13 protein-coding genes and 1 pseudogene are annotated in these 19,772 nt (G+C 36.0%); 9 read left to right on the plus strand and 5 right to left on the minus strand.

The features are described from left to right. The first annotated feature begins 196 nt into the window (after window positions 1-196). From FNL97_RS01540 to FNL97_RS01560, 4 genes are all read left to right on the plus strand, one after another. Window positions 197-4,051: an Ig-like domain-containing protein gene (locus FNL97_RS01540; RefSeq protein WP_143414890.1), complete on the plus strand. Its 3,855-nt coding sequence runs from the start codon at window positions 197-199 to the stop codon at window positions 4,049-4,051. 575 nt (window positions 4,052-4,626) lie between these two features. Then, complete coding sequence (locus FNL97_RS01550) at window positions 4,627-4,812, plus strand: hypothetical protein (protein ID WP_143414891.1); 186 nt, start codon at window positions 4,627-4,629, stop codon at window positions 4,810-4,812. Between the two features lie 74 nt (window positions 4,813-4,886). Continuing rightward, window positions 4,887-5,165 (plus strand): helix-turn-helix domain-containing protein, encoded by a 279-nt coding sequence (locus FNL97_RS01555; protein WP_143414892.1) that lies wholly within the window; start codon window positions 4,887-4,889, stop codon window positions 5,163-5,165. Next, on the plus strand, window positions 5,162-5,536 hold the full coding sequence (locus FNL97_RS01560; RefSeq protein WP_143414893.1) for a hypothetical protein: 375 nt from the start codon (window positions 5,162-5,164) through the stop codon (window positions 5,534-5,536). The genes FNL97_RS01555 and FNL97_RS01560 overlap by 4 nt, the downstream gene beginning before the upstream one ends. A gap of 27 nt (window positions 5,537-5,563) precedes the next feature. Here the strand turns inward: FNL97_RS01560 and FNL97_RS01565 are convergent, their stop codons facing one another. From FNL97_RS01565 to recJ, 5 genes are all read right to left on the minus strand, one after another. Then, window positions 5,564-5,905: a helix-turn-helix domain-containing protein gene (locus FNL97_RS01565; protein ID WP_143414894.1), complete on the minus strand. Its 342-nt coding sequence runs from the start codon at window positions 5,903-5,905 to the stop codon at window positions 5,564-5,566. Beyond that, on the minus strand, window positions 5,902-8,172 hold the full coding sequence (locus FNL97_RS01570; protein WP_143414895.1) for a hypothetical protein: 2,271 nt from the start codon (window positions 8,170-8,172) through the stop codon (window positions 5,902-5,904). Before FNL97_RS01570 ends, FNL97_RS01565 begins: the two co-directional genes overlap by 4 nt. Window positions 8,173-8,727: 555 nt before the next feature. Next, entirely contained in the window at window positions 8,728-9,618 is an 891-nt protein-coding gene (locus tag FNL97_RS01575) for a tyrosine-type recombinase/integrase (RefSeq protein WP_143414896.1), read from the minus strand. A 75-nt stretch (window positions 9,619-9,693) separates the two neighbouring features. Next, complete coding sequence (locus FNL97_RS01580) at window positions 9,694-10,533, minus strand: helix-turn-helix domain-containing protein (RefSeq protein WP_172713561.1); 840 nt, start codon at window positions 10,531-10,533, stop codon at window positions 9,694-9,696. A 63-nt stretch (window positions 10,534-10,596) separates the two neighbouring features. Further along, window positions 10,597-12,282 carry a single-stranded-DNA-specific exonuclease RecJ gene (recJ, locus tag FNL97_RS01585; protein ID WP_143414898.1) on the minus strand — a complete coding sequence of 562 codons (1,686 nt, stop codon included), beginning with the start codon at window positions 12,280-12,282 and terminating at the stop codon, window positions 10,597-10,599. Between the two features lie 885 nt (window positions 12,283-13,167). Here recJ and FNL97_RS01590 point away from each other — a divergent pair. The 5 genes and pseudogenes from FNL97_RS01590 (at window position 13,168) to FNL97_RS01605 (ending at window position 19,086) form a co-directional block, all read left to right on the plus strand. Further along, on the plus strand, window positions 13,168-13,896 hold the full coding sequence (locus FNL97_RS01590; protein WP_143414899.1) for a hypothetical protein: 729 nt from the start codon (window positions 13,168-13,170) through the stop codon (window positions 13,894-13,896). A 401-nt stretch (window positions 13,897-14,297) separates the two neighbouring features. Then, window positions 14,298-15,425: a hypothetical protein gene (locus FNL97_RS01595; RefSeq protein WP_143414900.1), complete on the plus strand. Its 1,128-nt coding sequence runs from the start codon at window positions 14,298-14,300 to the stop codon at window positions 15,423-15,425. Between the two features lie 53 nt (window positions 15,426-15,478). After that, window positions 15,479-15,748, plus strand: a pseudogene (locus tag FNL97_RS18800) (Ig-like domain-containing domain); the annotation flags it as partial. Between the two features lie 51 nt (window positions 15,749-15,799). Further along, on the plus strand, window positions 15,800-18,493 hold the full coding sequence (locus tag FNL97_RS01600; protein ID WP_172713562.1) for an autotransporter outer membrane beta-barrel domain-containing protein: 2,694 nt from the start codon (window positions 15,800-15,802) through the stop codon (window positions 18,491-18,493). Between the two features lie 215 nt (window positions 18,494-18,708). Next, window positions 18,709-19,086 carry a hypothetical protein gene (locus FNL97_RS01605; RefSeq protein ID WP_143414902.1) on the plus strand — a complete coding sequence of 126 codons (378 nt, stop codon included), beginning with the start codon at window positions 18,709-18,711 and terminating at the stop codon, window positions 19,084-19,086. Window positions 19,087-19,772: the final 686 nt, after the last annotated feature.

The raw sequence follows: 19,772 nt of genomic DNA on the forward strand, positions 1-19,772 counted from the left end.
TATTGTCTTTTCTGTCGAAGAAATCAATAGGAATACATTGACAAGTTGCCTATAAAAAACTATACTAGTAATTGTTTAGTAGCTAAATTTAAGAGGAACCTAAGGGGAAGATATACATATACCGTCCATCTCTTAAATTTAGTTTCTCTTAATATAATTAATAGATATCACCACAAAAAGGGAGGAAATAATACAGATGGCTTACCAACCAAAGTCTTACCGTAAATTTTTGGCTGGTTCCGTATCTGCTGCATTAGTTGCGACAGCGGTAGGTCCAGTAGTAGCCAACGCTGCATCGTTCAGCGATGTGGATCCGAACAGCACGCATGGTCCAAATATCCTTGCATTAGCAGACAAAGGGTACATCAAAGGATTCCAAGATGGCACATTCAAACCGTTCGAAAAAATTTCCCGCGGTCAAGCTGCAAAAATTTTCGCACGCATCTTGACAGACCAAGGCTTTAAAGCGCCTGACAAAATCGAACAAGTATTCGATGATGTGCCGCTTGACGCAAAAGACCAAGAATTGGTAAAAGCAGCGGCAATCGTGAAAGCTGCAGGCGTCATGACAGGAAGCGAAGGTAAATTAAATCCAGCAAGCAACATCACACGCCAACAAATGGCGAAAGTGATTGTAGAAACGTTCGATTTAGAAAAACCTGCTGATTTCAAATCGCAAATTACAGACCTAGATAAAGCAGATGCTTGGGCACGCGAATACATCCAAACTTTAGAAGCAAACGGTGTTACAGTCGTTAAAGAATACAGACCAAAAGACAACGTAACACGCGGCGAATTCGCGACATTCATTAAACGTGCGATGGATGCGACAGCTACGGTTACAGCTGATGACATCACAGCAGTAAAATTCGTCGATGAAAACACATTAGAAGTAACATTCAACGGCGAATTAAAAGATGTTAAAAAAGAAGACTTCTCAATCGAAGGTGTTGAAATCGACTCTGTTTCTATCAAAGCGGCAGCAGCAGCTGAAAGCAAAACAACTGTTGTTGTCATCAAAACAAAAACTAAATTAGAAGAAGGCAAAACTTACACTGTTGCATACAAAGGCAAAACTACTGACAAAACAAAAGTAGAAGTGCCTGTAGTAACTCCAAAAGTTGAAAGTGTAAGTGCGATTGACGGTACAAGTATTGAAGGAAATAAATCTGTTCCAACAAACGTTAAATTTAAAATTAAATTCTCTGCTCCACTTGATAAAGCATCTGTTAGTGCAGCAAACTTCAAATTATATCAAGGTGGTACGTTAGTTGCTGTTAATGTTCCAACTTTAGATGATGATGGTAAAACAGTAACACTTGTACCATCAGGATTATTACTTGATAACAAAGATTACAAACTTGTTATCAGCAAAGATGTAAAAACAACTGATGGAAAAACACTTGGTGCTGATAAAGAAGTAGTGTTTACTACTTCAAATGCAGCTGTAGTAAGCAGTGTTGGAGCTTACAATGGTAATACACCTGTAGATAGTAATGTACAACTTGATGAAGCTGTTGCGTCTGCAAACGTAAATAAATTGAATATCACATTTAACAAAGATCTTGATTTCACTTCTGTAAATAAGGATACTGTAAAAGTATTCAACGTAACTGACAACGAGTATGTACCTGTTGATACTGTTACTTATGCAAATAAAGTAGTTACTTTCAATGTAGCTTCTACTTATAACAGTGGTCAATTAAAGCAAAACAAAACTTATCGCATTGAAATCAAAGGTGTTAAAGGATTAGATGGCGTTGCAGCTGCAGATTATTCACAAACTTTCAACGTAGTAAAACCATTTGCTGTAACACCTAAGCTTGCTGACGGTACTACTTTAGCATCTGCTACTGGTGTAAACGGAAAATTAACTAATGATTACAATGCGGATGGAACATTAAATAAACCTGCATTCAAGATTATTGCTGTATTCGATACACCTATTAAGAAAGAAACATTAACATCTGATAACGTAAAACTTTATGATAGAGCAGAACAAAAATATGTAGACGGTACAATTTCTTATGACGAAGCTTCTCAAACATTAGTATTTGTACCTAAAGCAGATTTGAAAGATAATGCTCAATATACATTCACTTTAACTAAAGATGTGAAAGACGTATATGGTCAATCATTGGCGAATACTACAGACTATTCATTTACTACTGGTGACTTCACTGCTCCTACTGTTGTAGATACTACACCAGTTTCTGGAACAGCTGACGTTGCACTTGATAGTAAGATTGTTATCAACTTTAGTGAGCCAATGGCTCCAGCAAGCTTCCAAAACAATGGTAGCCAGTTAAACACAAATACTGATTCAAGCTTTGATGCTAACACCTCTATTGTTCTTTTAGATAGCACAGCTAATACGGTGGTTAACGCATCATTAGCTTGGTCTAACAACTACAAGACGTTAACTATTACTCCTGCTGCTGAGTTAACTAAAAATCATACTTACACATTAAAATTAGCAGGTAAGAATAGCAATGGAAACTTATCAGTTAAAGATGCAAACGGAAAAGAGTTAGCTAGTGACTATACATTAGTATTTAATACAGGTGCAGGTGACTTAACTGCTCCGTCTGTTACAGCAGTTACTGACTCTTCTTTAACTGGTACGGTACTTACTAATGGTGCAAAAGCTGTCAATACACAAGGTAAAATATACATTAAATTCAGTAAGAAAATGAATTTAAACAGCTTAACTCCAGACGATGGTACTGGTACAGCTGGTACAGTTAAGCTTTACGATGTAACAAACGGTTCATATGTGAACTTAACTGATACAAGCGTGTTTGATAAACAACATAGCGCAGATGGAAAATACAGTTATATTTCCTTGAATTTCGATAATATTACTGACCGTAACGGTGCAGCTACTGGTACACCTACTGATTTAGCATCTGATACTAAATATCGTTTAATTATTTCATCTAATGTTACAGATGCGTCTTCTAATGCTAACAAGTTACCGTTTGACTATGAGTTTGAATTCACTACAGGTCCGGCTCCTTCGTTATCTGCAACACAATATTTTGTTGATAACGATGGAGACAATGTAATCGACGTCGGCGAAACAAATGGTACTCTTGCTAATGCTAATGCTGTACCTACGGATGCTAAATTGGCATTCACTTTCAGCGAAGCCGTTAAGAATGTTGATTCAACTTCAATTGTAGTGAAAGATGCAGCAGGTAACGTAGTAAACGGTACATTAAAATCAGATGTTAACGGTGACGGAACTGCTGATGACTTTGTATTCATTCCATCTGACGGATTAAAAGGTAACACAGTTTACACAATTTCTTTCGCAAATGCTATTACAGATAATGTAGGTAACCCATTTGCTACTCGAACTATTACATTCAAAACTGCTGATACAACAGCACCTAAAGTAGTATCTGTAACTCCAGATAATGGAGCATTTGATGTTCCTGTTGATTCTACTATTAAAGTAGTATTTGATAAAGATATGGATACAGCTTCTTTAGCTGCGGGGGTTGTATTAAAACAAGGTAACAACGTAGTTGCTACATCTCAATCCTATGATGCAGCTACTAAGACTTTAACAATTACTCCTAAGAACTACTTAGCGAAGGATACAGCATACACTGTTGATATTGATCCAACAGTAGTAAAAGATGTTAAAGGTAACTTTATTGATAGCACTGCTACATCTCATATTACTAAAACATTTGTAACAAACTCAGCTGCTAAAACACCTGGTATTGTAAGTGCGACATTAAATACTACAACAAATCAATTAACAATTGTATTAGACAAACCTGTAACTAATTCTAGTTTAACTGCTGCAGATTTAGTTGTAGGTAATGGTGGAGACTTGGGTACAAATAAATCAGTTGCCCTAAGTGCAGATAAAAAGACAATTGTTATTACTTTCCAAAAAGATAGTAATGGAAATTACGATTATGTAATTACACCTGGTGTAACTACAATTGATCTAGCTAATACTGTTACTTTTGCTGATCCAGTAGACGGTTCAAAAACCGTACCAGCTACAAGCAATCCTGTTACAGTTAAGTAATAAACATCTAGGGATTGGTGTCTGTCACCACCCAAAGATTGTCGAAAAGCTCTGCGGAGAGAAATCTCTGCGGGGCTTTTCTTTTTGCCCAAATCTGTATCAAGCTCTATTTCAAATATATATTATGATTTTGAATCTACAGTCATAATGCCTCAATTCCTTTCGGGGAATTGGGGCTATTTCTATTTTAGGAGGGGAAGGGATGAGCAAGTATCAAACGATCAAACATCAACAGCTAGAAATGTTAAAAAGAGAAACACCTATCAAACAGCCAATTAAGCGTATCAATATCGTGTGCCTAAAGTTGGTCCATTAGTCTATCGCGCTGTACAAGGAGCGTCAATTCAATGCTTAAAATACAAGTAAATGGATGTTAGATATAAGATAAGAATAGCATGTATCCCCACCAATTTTGTGATTTATTAAAAAATTGAATGTTTTTTGTCATAAAATGCTTGTTTATGAATAAGATTGTACTAAAGATAGGACAACGATAAATCTATGAACTCCCAATGAGATACATACCTTATATGCCATAAGGTATGGAATATTATAAATCATTAGGGAGGTATATTATGGTGAATTTTGGTTTGGAAGATTATGAGGTGTTTTTTGAATTATTGCGAGAGGATGTTCAAGATCAGATCCGGTGGTTGAAGTCGCGGAAAGATCCAAAATATCGATTATACAATGCGGGTCAAATTCGAGCATTGGAATACGTATTAGACATCATTTCATTTGATAGTCGTCGAATTGGATGAACCCAAGACCGCTTTTTACAAGCGGTCTTTCTATCAAGTAACCACAGCTTACATGAATTATGGAGGAATGAGTAATGGAAAATTATAATTATAAATTAGAAAAAGAGCTTGGTTTAGAACCAGAACTTGACTGTAAATTTGAACAAGTGCCCGACGATTGGGTTCTAACACCGGAAAATGTTGCTGATTTGATAGGAATGAGTGTTGTTAGCGTTCGAAGATGGTGCCGCGAAGGAAAGTTACCAGCATATAGATTTGAACGGAAATATATAATCACTGGGAAAGATTTCAAAGAGTTTATGAAGAAAGCAAGAAATCGGAGTAAGGCAGCAAAGTCTGTGTTTCAATCATGAGTGCTGAATATGTGGCGCTATCTTTTTTCAAAACGAATCGCATTGATTACTATTTCAAAAAGCCCTATATTTACTTCCCTTGTCCCCATTGCTGTGAAGAGGCGAAAATGTTTGCGGAGAATGCGACTTGGGAATGTATGGAATGTAACGGTAAGGGAACGCTTATCACTTTAATGGAGCTTTTAAATAAGAAAAAGAAAGAACAAAAGATTCTTCAGAATGTTAAAGTATATAATCCAACAAAAGAAATACAGCAAATACGGCTAATGTTTTCAAAGCTGAAGAAACAAGATAGCGCCGAAATTGACAGGTTATATCAGAAAGTGGATGAATTACTGAGCTATTTTGATGAAAAACTAAAAGGACCGTAGAGGGTCCTTTTTATGTTTGGAATCGAATTAATTGGACTGATCAAGTTGATTCAAAAGATATTTAAAATCGTGATCGTCAAGTTCCCTTAATCCCTTTAATTGGCTGATAATAGTTGAATAATGATCTTCAAAGATCTTCTGTTTCATGTCGGAACCTTTTATGATGTAAGGATTTTTTCTTTGGTATTTCAACTGACCGGTTCTGCACCATCTTCGTATTGTAACATCACTTTTTCCAAAAACTTCAGCAGCTTGTTTGGAGTCATATTCAAAGTCATCGATGATATTGTCAAAATCATCGGGGAGAAATCGATTGTGGGGGAGATGAAGCTCCCCCAATAATTTTAAAAACGCTTTATAAGAGATCATTGGTGAACACCTCTTAAAATAAGGTGTTTTTGTTTTTCGAGCTCGTTGATTTTCATTTGTAATTCCTTTGCTTTCTCTAAACGTTTATGAAAATCTAATCCCTGTTCTTCGTAATATTTTTCATTGGACTTTTTACCAAGTTCAGCGATTTCTTTTCGCAATTTGTCGATTTCCTGATCGATGTCGCGAATGGTTTCCAAAGGTTCCTTACTCAACCTACTGGTTTGTTGGGATGTTCCGATATTTTCCGTTTCTTCCGCCTCTTGTTCAGAAACGGATTGTTGATTGTAACCGGACAGCATTTTCTGCTCCCATTGTAATAACTCTTTTTCGTCAAACGGAAAACCTAGAGCTGTATGAATAATGTGGGCATACATGTCTAGTGTAAATCTTTCCTGATAATGTTCTTCGTTGATTTCACTGTCTCCCCAGTGCCGGCAGTGATATTTTGCAACTTCCCGTTTCAGGCTTTCTTCTGCAGGATTGGAGAAAAATGTTTTCTTGGTAATTAAGTTATTGCCTGTATGGCGAGGATCATAGCTGCTAAAATGTTCGACTTGATCATCGGTTAAAATATCCCGAAACTTGTTTTTGTGGTCTCGGATCCACTTAAACATCGTTCCCGAATCAGCGTAAGGTTGTTCAGGGTCATGTTCCATGTCAAACGGTCGAAAGAGATATCCCCTTCCTTTTGTATGAGGATGCTTTTTATAAAGTCTCTGAAGGTAGAGATTCAAGTATTTAACGGCTTGTGGAACAAGCAAAAGATCGTAAATTCCTGAAGGGGAAATTCCTTTTTTGCTGATATCTTCGGTTATAATGATCTTTCCAAATTCGACACCATTGATGGTAAACGTTTTTAATAAACCTGTTTTGGAATCAGTGACTAGATGTCTTTCAATTTTCATCCTCCTCATTTCGGAGGGTCTAATCACCGCAAAAAATCCTAAAACAAGCATTGCAGCGTATTTAATTGGATCGTACATTTTGGTATCCGTGAAAACTCTTTTGATTAATCGAACAATGTCGATTCGATCCAAGAAAACAGAAACACCGGATGTCGTGCCATCCGTAATAGGTTGGCTGACCTTTTGGTATTTCTTTTTTCTTAACTCTTTAGTGATAGGAGTATACTTTTCAAATGCTTCCTCTAATGATTCAGCCCATGCATCTAACATCGCTCTTTCCCTAGTTAATAACCTGCCTTCTTTAATCTCCCGAGATCTAATTTGCTCTTTTTGTTTCATTAAAATGAAATAAAAGAAGGGCTGTAAATATTTTCTTACGCTGTACCGGGCATGCGGAGACTGTTTGTTTTTTAACATGCTCAATAATTCTTCCGATGAAAAATGAAACACATTAAACTTGTCAGGATTAAACTTTTTCAGTTCTTCAGGACTTAATGTGCGATAATACCCCCTTGCGTTCGTTTCCCAATATCTTTCGATATGGCTTTTTGCACAAATGGCTAAATAAAATAACCTGGCAAGTTCATCACGATGTTCAATCCAAGCCTCTTTAGTTGCGAACGGCTCGAATTTTTTTCCGCCAAAGATCACTCTGTGATTTCGTCGGTGTTCACAATAATTGTTAATCCAAGTTTGCTGTTCTTTGTTAAGCATAGAAAAATAATCTTTCCTTTTTCCGGTCGTTTTTGCTCTCCTTGTTTTTATTCCTTCTTCTCTTATTTTCGGGTAATTCTCTTTAATCCATTGGACATTCCAACGCTTCATTTCGGGATGAAATCTAGCTGCATCTAGTTTTCCGCGTGCATTATATGCATTTAAGCTTGTATAATCGAAACCAAAATCTTGAGCAATAGCCGAAAGGGGTTTGTAATTTTTATTAAAATCCTCAATTCCTTTTTTAATAAAAACAGCCAGGCTTTCATTCCCCGATTTTGGGAGAATATCTTTCCCGATATAAAGTACAAACCCCAGCTTGTCGAATACTCCTTCTTGAACATATTTCATTAAATCTTTGCTATATTGGAAACCAAACATTGGAAGAGCCTCTGTTAGAGTAAGGATTTTTCCAAACTTTTTTTCTTTGTCTTCCCAAGAAAAACCTTCTCTTTCTCCAACTTCTCTGGCTTTTTTACGAATAAGATCAGCTTCGTATGGATTAAATCCAGTGTTCAAAAGATCTACTCGCTTTTTTTGAAACACATGTCCAATGGATTGAATATTATTCTCCTTTAACTTTTTCAGAGTATCTGGCGGTAACTCTGCTTCTTCAATTGGAATATCCAATAAGGTTTTTCCCATCCTTTAGAATCCTCCTTGTTTTCTTATATGCGGTCATAACGTTCAATATGATAATGATTTAAACAGGAACTTATGGTAGTATCGGTCTAAACAGTGACCGTTTTGAACGTTTTGATTGATGCTCATAACAGATTCATGACATGCGTTTATTACAATCAGTGCGATCACTTCATGATTGTGAATAACGATTAAAATCACCTGACACGAAGAAAGTGCATGGATATTATGATCGCATTGGTTGTCTGTTGCTATAAATTGAATACATTCGATCACAACAATCAAAAAAGAAAAGCGAAATAACATTTTTCTAAAGGCTGCAGTGCGTTCCGTATTTTTTTGTTACGTATATAATAAGGAAGAAAATAAAAAATATATTTTTCGAAAGAATAGAAAACATATTTTTTGCTATTTCGGTAAAAATAAAATTACAAAGGGTACAAACACGGATTAAAAAATATTTTTATTTTTTCTTGTGCATAGATAAACGTAAATTTGGAGAGAATTGAAATAAACGAAAAAAATAAAAATATATTTGTACCCTTTGTAAATAAAAATTTACTTTAATTTGTTGATCATTGGTCGGAGGTTCTCCACATTAAGCTGTTGATAACGAGCAGTCGAACGTAAATCGACATGCCCAAGGATACTGGCAATGTATTTTTGATCCACATTCAAAAGGGTTAAATGGGTAGCTGTACAATGCCGTAAAATGTGTGGAGTCACTCGTTTATTGATTCCTGCCAGTTTTGCGATTTTTCTCATTGTTAAACGAATGGCACCCGAATCGATGGGTTTATTTTTAAATTTAGGCGAATTAAATACGTATTCCGACCCATCGTAACGTTGGTTGATGAGAAAATTCGCTAAAATATGGTACATATGATCATTCAACGGTAAGTGTAAGTCCCGACCGCCTTTAATCTTTTCAAAATAAATGCAACGATGTTTCAAATCGACGTGCTTTTTAGGAAGCGTGCGTATAGGCGTTAAACGGCTTCCTGTATAGTAGATGAGACTAAATAAAACATAGTAAAATTCGGAATATCGTTTCGCTGTGTTTAAAAATTGCTGGACTTCTTCCATGTCCAATATTTCCGGTAAGGGTGTATAAATCCTTGGATGCTTAATTCGTGCAGCCACATCAACCTTAAAATCCATTTCATGCACAAGAAATTTGTAGAACGATTTTAAAGTTGATAAATGGCGTGCAACCGAATTTGGCTTAAGTCCTAAGGATTCCAAATACCCCAAGTAATCGAGAATGTCTTCTTTTTGAATTTCTTCTGTCAAAAGGTTACCGTGGTATTCGCGGTAAAGAAATTCATGAAACTTTTTAAGATCCTTTTCATAACCAGTGATGGTTTCTTCGGAATAATGTTGTCGTTTTAAATAGCGCAAGAATTTGCTTGTGTAAATTGGCAAATCATAATTGGTTGTGACAATCAATGAGTTTCCTCCTTTCACTATTGGTAAGTGTTATTATTCCCAAAAGGAGAGAAAATATGTAAAAAAGCTCCTGCCCTACATGGCAGAAGCTTCACTGTGTTGTTCTAATAGATACTGTTGGATATACCAGTTGAGTTGGTGTTCTGAACAATCAATATGCTGAACATTGATGTTATGGTTCAAAAGATATTGAAATCGATGTAAGACGGAAACCGATGGGCTAAACCAAATGAACCGAGCCACTTTTTGCGGTTGTGACAAATGAGGAAGCTGCATCTCAGTAAGATAGCGTACATTGCTTTCGCCTAGCCAATTTTCAAACATCGTAATCTGGTTTTGTTCGGCATATAGCAAAGTCACAGATAACGCAGATTCATCGAGTTGCAGTTTAAAGAATAGTTCTTTTTCATCTAACGGGATATATCCCAATTTTTCGTGGAACATCGGTTCAGAAACATGTTCATTTTTGATGAGGCTTAGCCAATACCTCTTTACATCGAGCACCATCTGTTTCACTTCTTTTAATTCATAAGGCGTTAACAAGCTGTAAAGCTTCTGTTGAAGCTGTGATTTAAACTCTTCAATGATTTTCTTACACGTATTTTCTTCTAGCTTCATCAGCAAGTTCACAAACTCTTCCATATACGGTGGAAGGGAAGATAAACCAGTTTTTTCTGTTTTGATGTCATAAGCCTGGTCATTCAGTTTTTCATCCCTTAAACTAAGCAATTCATCGGGATCGACACGAAAAAATTCAGCGATTTTTCGAATGGTTTCCTCTGTTCCGCTTCTAATCCCTTTTTCAAGAAAGCCAATATAAGCATGAGAGAAACCGAGCTGTTCAGCCAATAAGCTTTGACTTAAATTATGCTTTTGTCGCAGAGCTTTAATCCGATTGCCTAATGCTGTTGACATGGATAGGATAACCTCCTTCATTTACTCATCTGGAAAGCGTTTGTTGTTTTTGAAGTCATGGACTTAACCAGAGCGCATTCCAATGTATTGCATTTCTCCGGGTTTCAAATCTTGCACGATAAAATGTTGTGAGTTAGATGAATCGAAGGTATATAACACCGGAATGAATTTTCCCAGGAACTCCTTCATGTAACCAAATCGAAAAGCGAATAACGTTTTCCCTTGCGAGCCAATTAATAAATGTTCTTCGTTGTGTCCGAATGCTTTTGAGTAACCTACACACGTGTTTTCGCTCAAGAAAACAGGCTTTGGGTTTGCCATTCCAAACGGCTCAAGTCGTAATAGTTCTTCCCGCCAATGATCAGGGAATTGGGTAATTGGAATTTTCATTTGATAGTTAGCCAAAGGCTGAATCATTGGTTCTTGTTTGGCAGATTGCTGAATGGCTTGCTGAAACGCAGGTAAACGTTCTAGATCGATGGTTAGTCCAGCCGCGGCTTGATGACCACCGTACTTTTCTAGGTGCTGCTCACAACGCTTGATCGTATTTACAATGGAAAACTTCGTATTTTGTACGCTTCGCGCGGATCCCTTTCCTTCGTGGTTAATGACAATGGCTGGTCGTTGATATTTTTCGGCAATCCTGGAAGCAAGAATTCCTATTATTCCTTCATGAAGAACATCTTGAACAATGATGACAGGGTGGTTGTATAGCTTTTGACGAACGATAATTTCATCGACTTGTTGAAATTGTTCCGCTGTCAATTTCTTTCGTTCATTGTTCAAGTGAATAAGATGACGGATTTCCTCAAGTGAAGGATTCGGGTTACACAGTGTGTTGACCGCAAAATTTGGATTCCCTATTCGACCACAAGCATTAAGAATGGGAGCGAGTTGAAACGAAATAGCGGAGCTGTCAATTCGTGCAATTTTTAAACTACTAACCAAACTCTGAATTGCACGGTTTTTTCCGCCTTCGTTCATCACCCTCATTCCTAAAGCGGCAATGGTTCGATTTTCGCCAATCAGTGGGACCATGTCAGCAATCGTCCCTAGTGCTGCCAATTCAATATACTTTTGAAAGTGTTCTTCCCAGTCATAGCTTAAACTCTCCAACAACGCTTGAGTAAATTTAAAGGCAACACCCGCGCCACATAAAGAGTCAAAAGGGTAGGTACTGTCAGTTCTCTTTGGATTAATAAATGCATAGCAATCCGGGTGCCCTTGTAAGACTTCGTGATGGTCGGTGACGATGACATCGATTCCTAACTCTTTTGCTCTTTGCATAGCGCTATGTGCCGAAGAACCGTTATCAACGGTAATTATGAGTGATGCCCCATCAGCCGCCATTTTTTCAACTGCCTCTGGAGTAATTCCATATCCCTCAGACCTTAGCGAAACTTTGAACCTTACATCGGCGTTTAGAAAGGACAAAGCTTGGTATAGTAACGTAGTGGCGGTTTGCCCGTCTACATCGTAATCCCCAAATACAAAAATCCTTTCCCTATTCTCGATTGCTCTAAGCGTTCGATCGATTGCCTTTTTCATGTCATTTAAAAGAAATGGATTGTGTAGTTGAGAAAATGACGGCGTTATAAAGTTGTATAGATCTTGAAAATTTTCGGGACGGTGTTGCATAAGAATCATTTGAACCACAAGAGGGTCCATATCAAACACTTTTGCACAATACCGAATCGCTTGTTTTCCTTTATCTGTAGACTTCATTTGTTGATGTATCCATTTTTTCAAATTATCTACTCCTCCTATATTGTGGCAGCAGTCTTGTTGTGTGAGTTGGCGTAGACTATGCTTCTGAAAATACGTTGTAATTCTTCTGTTCGCTCACTTCCTTTCATGAAACAGTTATTTTTTTCTATTATGATCCATTTTTAAAGAAAAAATTCCCAGAATTTTTTTTGCAAAGGGATGGGGATACATCTTGGGCAGAAAAAGCATGAAAATAAAAAGGATCATCATACAACGGGAGATGTGAAAAATGGATAGTATCCAACTCACAGGTTATCCAAAATTGTCATGGTTATACCGAATAAAGATGGTTACAGATGACCATGTTGACTTAGTTGAGTAAATCCCAAGGGAGCTTGCTGGGGATTAAGTCGTTTTTCATGTGTAAATGATCAAATTGTGTGAACATAAAATCGGTTTGAATCAATCGGTGGGAGAGGAGTTTTTGGAAATGCTGAAGAAAATCTCTGACCGGGGAAGAGAAGTTTATCGATGGTGTAAATAAGTATTCTATTACTAATCAGTTACATACATCATTAGGTATTTCGAGAGGAGTTTTGGTATATAAATTACTGATACATGAGCCAATTATATAGTATAATAACAAATGAAGACCCCTTTCCGGGACTATGCCTGAAAGGGGCTTTTGTAATTCAGGACTATGCCTAATTACTATATAATATGTATATCCAATACCATCCGAAATATACATAATATACGATAATATCGAAGGGAAGATCTACGATTTCAGAATCAAAAATTAACTGCATTACATATCTTGACGAGTCAAAAATCGAGAACATTCCTAACCATCCTTATCGATATTACACCATTGCAAGCATAACAGCGGAAACGGAAGATTATATCAATAAGATCGAAAAAAGATGGATGGAATTTAGAGATGATTATGGCATTCCTCTTGGACAAGCGATGCATTTTGCGGATATTAAACATTTGCTTAACCCAAAATCCGCCCATAATGAAACATGGGAGAACATTTTCTCTAATTCGAATGAAGAATTAGATTATGAAAAGCTATATCACTTTTATCAAGATTTATTATCCTTGATTCAAGATTTGCCTTTTATTATTCAAGTAACAGGTTATCGATGGAATCCATCCCATCATATTCGATCGGTCTCGAGCACCTACAGAAAGCATCATATTTATTATCATCCATATATTGCTTTTCGGGAGCATTTAAATTTGATGAGTTATTATTTATTGGATTTGCATCATACAGAAAAGAAAAGAAGAAAGAAAATTACAAAGTTACGATATGATGGTGATATCGGTCTTGGAGAAAGAGATGATATTAAAGAAGCCTATCATCATTCCATTACGTTAGGTACGAGACATTTTCGACCGCAAACAGTCACTGAACTGTTTGATGAAATTCGATTTATTGGAAAAAATGAAGTAGCAAAGAATAACACAATTACTCATGCTGGGTGTGAAATAGTGGATTTTGTTACTACAATTTGCGCAAGAGATTTGTGGCAGGTTGAAACAGAAAAAATCCTCCTTAAATTCCCTGATTCCAAAGTTATTGACCCTTTGCCTACAATTCGTTCGAAAATTTTACACAGCCAAAAAATTGATGATGTATTATTTTGAATAAAACACTTGAATTTATAAAAAAATGTTGTATAATTGAGGGTAGTTAAGAGGGAATATTCCCGTCTTAACGAACCTCGCGAGCATAGTCTTGGCGAGTTTTTTATTTTGAAAATATGAGTCGTTTCGACTACATAATATAAATTGATCGGGAGGAGTATTTATGTGTTTGGACATAAATACTCCTCCTTTTGATTTTTATATAACAAATTCGATTTTTACTTATATTCAAATGAGAGAGCGGATTTTGGATTCGTTCTTTTTGAAGGGATTTTATGTTAAATAAAGTAAATGTTTTGTACATTTGCAAAAATTTAATAAAATGGATTGATGAAAGGTGTACCAATCTATTGAGATGTAAAACGTTAGGGATGGATTATTTAAGGAAGGGTGTGTGAAAATTGGGTGTTATTGTATTCAGGTATTTTTTTGATATACACCTTTCATTACCAATTCCTCCAAACGTAGGTTTTTTTGTAAAGTTAGGTAATGAAACTTCAATAATTTCAACTACTATGAGACAAGGAGATAAAATATTTTCATTTACTAGGGATACATATGAATGGTTATGTCCGCCTCAAAATGTTGAAAAAAATGATTCGCTCTCTAACATCGAAATAATAAAGTTAGAGGCTGTTCGAGATCGCGAGTCAATTCCAATCAGGTATATTAGAAAGTTTAAAGATCGAGATAGTTATAGTGGCGGTATCATTGAGCCAACTAATTATTCGATTTTTAATGTACACTTAAATATTGATAACATCAGAAGTTTACAAAATAAAGAAATATACAATAAATTTTTAAAGCTATCAGAAGATATGTTAGAACATTTCATTCGTTTGTATCAATGGGTTTCACAGGAAAAAGATGTATATTTACCTAATATAAGTGATTGTCCAATTGTTGAGGTATTAGTATCAGAAAATGGGGATATAAACAGTGGAATTTTAAATCAGACTTTTAAGTTTCACAGTACAAAATTGAATTGGGATAATCTTACTAAAAAGCCAGTAAAGAAAACTCCTTTGTCTAAAGAAGCAATGAATTGGTTTAGCAATCTTTTGAAAAGTGGAAAAGAGCTCGAGCTTTATCAAAAGCTTTTATTAGATGCTAAAGAGCAAGGACATTTAAATAGAAAATACGATTTAGCAATTCTAAAGATTGGTACAGCCTTTGAGGTTTTTGTACAGGATAGACTTTTAAGAGCGTGCGAGCTAAAAGGTATTAAAAAGTTGCCTGGTAAGGGGAAAAATGCAAAAGAAAAAGATTATAAAGAGGCAATAATAAATGGGAATGTAAGGGAAGAACTTCTTTCAATTTATCTCAAAGAAATTACAGGAATAAGTATAAAAGGAACTAAAGCCTACAATGAATGGTATACGAATGCATATTCAATAAGAAATGAAATAATACACAGAGGAAAAACAGATGTTAATGATAAAGATGCTGAAGTCGCATTTAATTCAACAGTAAAACTTATATTTGAAATCGAAAAGAAATTGAGTCAAGCGGAAATAAAATTGAACTAGAGATTTGAGTTTATAAAAAATGTTTCAAAATCGAAACTAATACAGTAAGTGCGATTAACGCTAAACAAGTTAAAGTAACATTTAACAAAGCAATTAATCGCGTATCTCTAGAAGATCGTGCGAACTTTGAAATTAAAGGTCCTGAAGGTACTAAAGCTATTGAACAAATCGTAGCATTAAGTGATAAAGAAGCACTTATCACTCTTGATATTGATAGCAACCCAGCTAACGACTTAGCATTTAACAACGGTTCAACTTATACTTTAAAAGTTAAAAAGGATCTTAAACTTGCAAACGGTACAACACTTGGATCTGATTTAACTGCAGACTTCACGGTTAATGATTTAAGTGTACCAACTGTAAAAGATGTTAAAGTGCTAGGATTAAATAAAATCCAAGTTACTTTCAGTGAACCAGTTAAGAATGCTAACAATACATTGCGCTTTGTAGTAAAAGCTCTTGACAAGGATAATGCTCCTACTGGATCTGATTTAGTTGCTGGTGCTAATGGAAGAGTTGACTATGTAACAGCTGACAATACTCGTGTAATTATTACACTTAATACTTACATGGTAGCTGGACAAAACTATCGTTTGTTCTTAAATAACGATCAAGGTATCACTGACTACGCTGGATACAAAGTTCCTTCTGTAGCTCAAGATATTAAGTATGAAGCAGATACTACGGTACCAGAAGCTGTAGAAGCATCTGTTATCAGCCAAAAATATGTTTTAGTGAAATTTAATAAACCAGTTGATGCTCAAAAAGAAGACTTCTATTGGAACACAGATGGCTCTGAAAGCAACGATGCAAACAAAGCTACAGGTGTATTACAAGTAGATGAAAAAACTTATCGCGTAGAGTTTGGTAATTTAATCCCAGCTGGAAATATTAACTTATTTGTTAAAGGAGTTCAGGATTACGTTGGTAATACTGCACCTGTTAAGAAGTTTGCATTAACTGTAGTAAACGACGTAAATCCTGCTGTTGAGTCAATTACCTTAGTTGATAAACAAACTATTAAAGTTAAGTATAACGTTGATATTAATGAAACCTTAACATCTAAATACACACTCACTGATAAAGATGGTAAAGTAGTTCCTATTAAACAAATTGATCACGGACCTAGCGGTGAAAAAGACATCAAATTAGTAAAATTATACACTCCATTAAAAGATGGAGATTATACGCTTAAAGTATCGGGCGTAAAAGATGGCTTAAACCGTGAAATTCCTGAAACAACTCAAAAACTTTCGATTTCAAGTGTAACAACTATTTCTGCAGATGTCGTTAAAGCTTACAAAGATGACACTAACCTAGATAATCAAACTATTGTTGTTTCGTTCGACACAGCTCTTAACGTGTCTGGTAATAACTCTGCATTAGACAAGTCAAAATGGCTTGTTGAAACAGCAGTTGGTACTAAGTCTTTAGATGCGATCTCTGGTGCAACAGTAGATGTATTACCAAACTCTGGTAATAAAGCATTTAAGATTACTCTTCCAGAGGGTACTCTTGGTTCAACTACTAGCGTACAATTGTCAAATGTTGCTGATGCTAATGGAAAATTAATCTCTCCATTTAGCACTGGTTCAATTGCTGTAACGACACCATCTGCATATGCGTTTGATCTTGGCACTTCACTTGTAAGCAAGGCAGAGGCTACAGATAAACGCACAATTAAGTTAACCGTTAAAACATATATTGATACTCTTCAAGCTAGCGACTTCGTAGTAAAATCAAATGGTACTACGAAAGATGTTACTGGCGTTACATTCACAAACAACTATGCTGATGGTAACGCAACTATCACTATTACATTAAAAGACGATATTGATGCGGGTACTTATACAGTAACATCTGCAGCGACTACATCTACAAAAGATGTATATGGTAACAAATTAGTTCCAAATAAAGCAGTGGCTGTAACTAAGAAGCTTGCTGCTAAAATTGAGAAGGCTGCAGTAACTGGTGCTAGAACAATTCAGTTGTTCTTTGAAAGCCCAGCTACTACTCCAGCTGAACCAGTAGCTAGTGACTTTACAGTTAAGGATGCTAATGGTAAGACTTATACTGTAAGTAATGCTGTTGCAAACGGCACAACAGGTATCACTCTTACAACTTCTGATGATTTACCAGCAAACGGAACTTATACAGTTACTGTTAAGTCTGACGGCTTAACTCGTGTTGATGGTGTTGCTTTACCAGCTGGTGATATAAGCGTTTATAACTTTGGTATCTCCAAAGTTGAATACGATGCTGGTGACTATGCTGGAACAATTGAAGCAGCAGGTAAAGAATCAATTACAATTACATTTGCAGAATCCGTCGATCCAGAATCTCTATTAACAGGATGGACTGGTGCAGCTAGAACTGTAACTGATGGTTTAGTATTCGATGACAATACTACAGACTCGTTGACGTTAGATATTAATGGTTCAACAGCTGGTGGAAAAGTTGCAACAATTACATTTGATAAAGATGTTATTAGTGCAGATTTCACAGCTGATGCAACATTCGAACTTGTTGATACTAACAAGCTTAAAGTAACATTTGAAGGTACTACTGCTGACTATGCAGGCTTCATAGCACAATCAGGTACTGTAATGAGACTTGCACCTGCGGCTACTATTACTAACGTTGCTGGAACACCAATTAATACTGCTAGCGTAGCAACTGCTCTACAAAGCAGCTTACTTGCACCTGCAGCTATTACTATCAAACCAAGCGGTGCATTAGATAATACATTTGTAGTATCTAATAACTACAATGCATCTCTTGCTACTGCTAACGTTATTGTAGATGCTGATGCTACATTTGCAGGAACAGAAAATAACACTCTACCAACAACAGTTGGTGTAACTTTAACTGCAACTTATAATAATGGTGTTGTTACTGTAGCTCCTACTGGAAATGCTAATACAAATATCGCTGCAGGTACAGTTCTTGGATATGTGTATGTTAAAGACTCTACTACTGCAACTTCTAATGTACTTAAAGTAGTAGTAAACAAAGATATTAATTCTGGCAACGCCGTAACTGCAGCTGATTTATCAGTACAGTATTAATAATAAAGGCTATTGCCTGTTACCATCTGAAATATGTCGAAAAGCTCTGCAGAGAGAAATCTCTGCGGGGCTTTTCTTTTTCGGGAACGCAACTATTACACTTTCCAAATTTATCGAATAGACATTTCGAATATGTCTTGTAGAAGAATGTTTCCCTGTTTAGAGGGATAGTGTTAAACGTTATAATATATAACAATTAATAGGGGGTATAAGCGATGAAATTAAAGATATGGATTAGCCTATTTCTAGTGTTACTGCTAGCAGTTGGTTGTTCAGCAAACGAAGAAAAGAAAGCGAATGAACCAAAGAAGGAAGAATCAACGGTCAAAAATGAGCAAACAAATGAGCCGAAGCAAAATAAAGAGCTTACGAAGAAAGTGAAAGAAGAGAAAGGTGTGCTTGACGGTCAAGTGTACACGCAAAATGGCATGGCAGTAGGAACGTTGGTGTTAGATAAAAAAGTTAGCGATGCGGATGCAAAGAAATTAGCAGAAAAATACGCAAAAGAGCTAAAAGAAGAGTATAAGGATATGAAAGTAAACGTACAGGCTGTTCGTGGCGGAAAGAACGTTGCTAATATAACGTTAGAGTAAGGATGATCAACGAAAGGTCTCGCGGAGAGCAATCTCTGCGGAGCTTTTCTTTTTCCTTTCTTTCCTTCGATTAAAAAGATAAAAAGAAAAAAGGCAAAGCGACAATGGCTTTACCCTGAAATGGATGATATCTAGTCATCTGCGACTTTAATCAAAACTTCTTCTCTTTTCCGTTTTATTTCGTTTCCAAAGATACGGACCAATGCATAGTAAGCACTTTTAGCCTGTTCGTTTTTAACCGCTCTTTCCAAGTATTTCACCATCTTTTCCCCGCTATCTTCGTTTTCTTGCAGGGATAATAGATCCATTTCCTTTTGATATCGAAGCAAGACGCCATGGATGAACTTGATCCTTTCTCTTTCTTTTTCTTCATCGATTAGTTCATATATATCTTTTGATTGATGAATATCTTCAAGCAGTTTCTTAAATTCTTTCGATTCCTCATCGTTTAAATAAATATACGGTAGTTGGCAGCGTCTATCTTTAGAAACAATGCGATCAAATTCTTCTGATGAAATATTCGTTATATCTAGAATTTCATCTCTGCTTAGACCGTGTTCGATTAATTTTTGAATGGTTGGTACTAGAGGTATCGAGTGTTCTTCTTTTTCTTTTATTAACTGATTTAATTGTTCGACTAAATGCCCTTGTTGTTTTATAAGGTTATTGAAGTCTTCGATGCACTG

It is taken from the genome of Geobacillus sp. E263, assembly GCF_007197795.1.
Lineage (GTDB): Bacteria > Bacillota > Bacilli > Bacillales > Anoxybacillaceae > Parageobacillus_B > Parageobacillus_B toebii.

Bases quoted from the DNA above. Each gene is read 5' to 3' on its own strand.
- FNL97_RS01560 (WP_143414893.1), top strand. From the start codon at position 5,162: ATGAGTGCTGAATATGTGGCGCTATCTTTTTTCAAAACGAATCGCATT.
- FNL97_RS01580 (WP_172713561.1), bottom strand. From the start codon at position 10,533: ATGTCAACAGCATTAGGCAATCGGATTAAAGCTCTGCGACAAAAGCAT.
- FNL97_RS01605 (WP_143414902.1), top strand. From the start codon at position 18,709: ATGAAATTAAAGATATGGATTAGCCTATTTCTAGTGTTACTGCTAGCA.
- FNL97_RS01555 (WP_143414892.1), top strand. From the start codon at position 4,887: ATGGAAAATTATAATTATAAATTAGAAAAAGAGCTTGGTTTAGAACCA.
- FNL97_RS01570 (WP_143414895.1), bottom strand. From the start codon at position 8,172: ATGGGAAAAACCTTATTGGATATTCCAATTGAAGAAGCAGAGTTACCG.
- FNL97_RS01540 (WP_143414890.1), top strand. From the start codon at position 197: ATGGCTTACCAACCAAAGTCTTACCGTAAATTTTTGGCTGGTTCCGTA.
- FNL97_RS01550 (WP_143414891.1), top strand. From the start codon at position 4,627: ATGGTGAATTTTGGTTTGGAAGATTATGAGGTGTTTTTTGAATTATTG.
- FNL97_RS01565 (WP_143414894.1), bottom strand. From the start codon at position 5,905: ATGATCTCTTATAAAGCGTTTTTAAAATTATTGGGGGAGCTTCATCTC.
- FNL97_RS01590 (WP_143414899.1), top strand. From the start codon at position 13,168: ATGGAATTTAGAGATGATTATGGCATTCCTCTTGGACAAGCGATGCAT.